This is a genomic window from Massilia phosphatilytica, from assembly GCF_977014125.1.
Window position 1 is genome coordinate 1 of sequence record NZ_CDRNIL010000052.1, and the last position, 2,531, is coordinate 2,531.

General features: G+C 65.6%; 1 protein-coding gene and 3 pseudogenes. 3 read left to right on the plus strand and 1 reads right to left on the minus strand.

Annotated elements, in window-relative coordinates:
• Nucleotides 1–463: pseudogene (locus ACWNCF_RS02000) on the minus strand (electron transfer flavoprotein subunit beta/FixA family protein); the annotation flags it as partial.
• Between the two features lie 81 nt (nucleotides 464–544).
• On the opposite strand from ACWNCF_RS02000, the gene ACWNCF_RS02005 reads away from it, so the two are divergent.
• The 3 genes and pseudogenes from ACWNCF_RS02005 to ACWNCF_RS02015 form a co-directional block, all read left to right on the plus strand.
• Complete coding sequence (locus ACWNCF_RS02005; protein ID WP_449405829.1) at nucleotides 545–868, plus strand: DUF6537 domain-containing protein; 324 nt, start codon at nucleotides 545–547, stop codon at nucleotides 866–868.
• A gap of 10 nt (nucleotides 869–878) precedes the next feature.
• A pseudogene (locus ACWNCF_RS02010) lies at nucleotides 879–1,630 on the plus strand (electron transfer flavoprotein subunit beta/FixA family protein).
• Nucleotides 1,631–1,656: 26 nt separating this feature from the next.
• Nucleotides 1,657–2,451, plus strand: a pseudogene (locus tag ACWNCF_RS02015) (electron transfer flavoprotein subunit alpha/FixB family protein); the annotation flags it as partial.
• Nucleotides 2,452–2,531: the final 80 nt, after the last annotated feature.

Consider the following 2,531-nt stretch of genomic DNA (forward strand, 5'->3'; position numbering starts at 1 on the left):
GAGCACCACCTTCGACGCGAAATGCTGCCCAGCGCAGCCCAGCATCTGCGGCCTGGTTCGAATCGTCGTCCATCGCCTGCTTGCCGAGGACGATCAGTCGCGGCTGGCTCTTCGATGGCGAGCGCCTTCAGCACCTTGGCCGAGCCAACGGCTCGATCTCGCAGCGGGTCTCTCGACCAGCACGCCGCGGTCGGCGCGGATTTCGCCATCGCGGTACGCAGGAGTTTCCCGGGCCTGGGCCACGCCGCAGGTCACGGCCACGATCTTCGGTGACCTTGCCGGCTTCCTTCAGGCGCGTGGCTTCCTCCACCGCGATCGCTCGAACGGGTTCATCGAACATGCACGTTTGGCGATATCGACGCGGCTGCCGTCGGACTTGACGCGGACCTTGACGTCGTAGCTCGACGACGCGTTTGACGGGTACGAGGAACCCCTCACGCTCATCTCCTTCAGGTCTCGTCATGGTGAAGCGATGGCGCGGTAGAGCGCCATCAGCTGGACGCGCCTGTTTCGGAGCGTCCATGTTCTTTTCCTTCACGCGGCCATAGCCGCGTATCGTTTTCGGGCGTTTTCCGGCGGCCAAGCTCTCAGGGCGGTCGCCGGGGCGCCTTGCTCGGGCGCTTCGGCGGTTTCTGCCGAACGGCGCCGCGAGCGCCGGCGGCTGGTCGAGAATTACTTTAACCTCGTGCAGCTGTTCTGCGAAACCCTGACCCCGGAACGCCTCGGCGCCGCCCTGGAGCTGGCGCGGGTGCCCGAAACGATACGCGGCTATGGCCACGTGAAGGAAAAGAACATGGACGCGGCTTCCGAACGGCGCGTCCAGCTGATGGCGCTCTACCGCGCCATCACTCACCATAACAAGACCTGAAGGAGATAGCATGAAGATACTGGTACCCGTCAAACGCGTGGTCGACTACAACGTCAAGGTCCGCGTCAAGTCCGACGGCAGCGGCGTCGATATCGCCAACGTCAAGATGTCGATGAACCCGTTCGACGAGATCGCGGTGGAAGAAGCCACGCGCCTGAAGGAAGCCGGCAAGGTCACCGAGATCGTGGCCGTGACCTGCGGCGTGGCCCAGGCCCAGGAAACCCTGCGTACCGCAATGGCGATCGGCGCCGACCGCGGCGTGCTGGTCGAGACCGGTGCCGAGATCGAGCCGCTGGGTGTGGCCAAGGTGCTGAAGGCGCTGGCCGTCGAAGAGCAGCCGCAACTGATCATCCTGGGCAAGCAGGCGATCGACGACGATTCGAACCAGACCGGCCAGATGCTGGCTGCGCTGCTGGGCTGGCCGCAAGCGACGTTCGCCTCGAAGGTCGTGCTGGAAGACGGCAAGGTCACCGTGACCCGCGAAGTGGACGGCGGCCTGGAAACCGTGGCAGCTTGACGCTGCCGGCGATCGTCACCACCGACCTGCGCCTGAACGAGCCGCGCTACGTCACGCTGCCGAACATCATGAAGGCCAAGAAAAAGCCGCTGACGACCGTCAAGCCGGAAGACCTGGGCGTCGACGTCACGCCGCGCCTGAAGACCGTCAAGGTCGCCGAACCGGCCAAGCGTTCGGCCGGCGTCAAGGTGCCCGACGTGGCGACCCTGGTTGCGAAGCTGCGCACCGAAGCCAAAGTCATCTAAGTACAGAATACATAAGGAATACATCCATGGTCGCACTCGTCATTGCTGAACACGACAACGCCGCGCTGAAGGCAGTCACCCTGAACACCGTCACCGCGGCCGCACAATGCGGCGGCGACGTCCACATCCTCGTCGCCGGCAGCAACTGCGGCGCCGTCGCGCGAAGCCGCCGCCAAGGTCGCCGGCGTCGCGAAGGTGCTGGTCGCCGACGCGCCGCAATTCGCCGACGGCCTCGCCGAGAACGTCGCCGAGCAGGTCCTGGCCGTCGCCGGCAGCTACTCGCACATCCTGGCCCCGGCCAGCGCCCACGGCAAGAACGTGCTGCCGCGCGTGGCCGCCAAGCTGGACGTCGCGCAGATTTCGGAAATCACCAAGGTCGATTCGCCCGATACGTTCGAGCGCCCGATCTACGCCGGCAACGCCATCGCCACCGTGCAGTCGACCGACAAGGTGAAGGTCATCACCGTGCGCGGCACCGGCTTCGACGCCGCCGCCAGCCGAAGGTGGCTCGGCCGCCGTCGAGACCGTCGCCGCCGTGGCGGACTCGGGCAAGTCGAGCTTCGTGGGCCGCGAAGTGGCCAAGTCGGACCGTCCGGAACTGACCGGCGCCAAGGTCGTCGTGTCGGGCGGCCGCGGCATGGGCTTCGGGCCACAACTTCAAGATCCTGGAACCGCTGGCCGACAAGCTGGGCGCCGCCATGGGCGCATCGCGCGCCGCCGTCGACGCCGGCTACGTGCCGAACGACTGGCAGGTGGGCCAGACCGGCAAGATCGTCGCGCCGCAGCTGTACATCGCCGTCGGTATCTCGGGCGCGATCCAGCAGAGGTGCTGGATCATCCAACTAACTCCTCCGTTTTAACCTTAGCAATACGTAACTGAACCAGTAACAGGCGACATAAC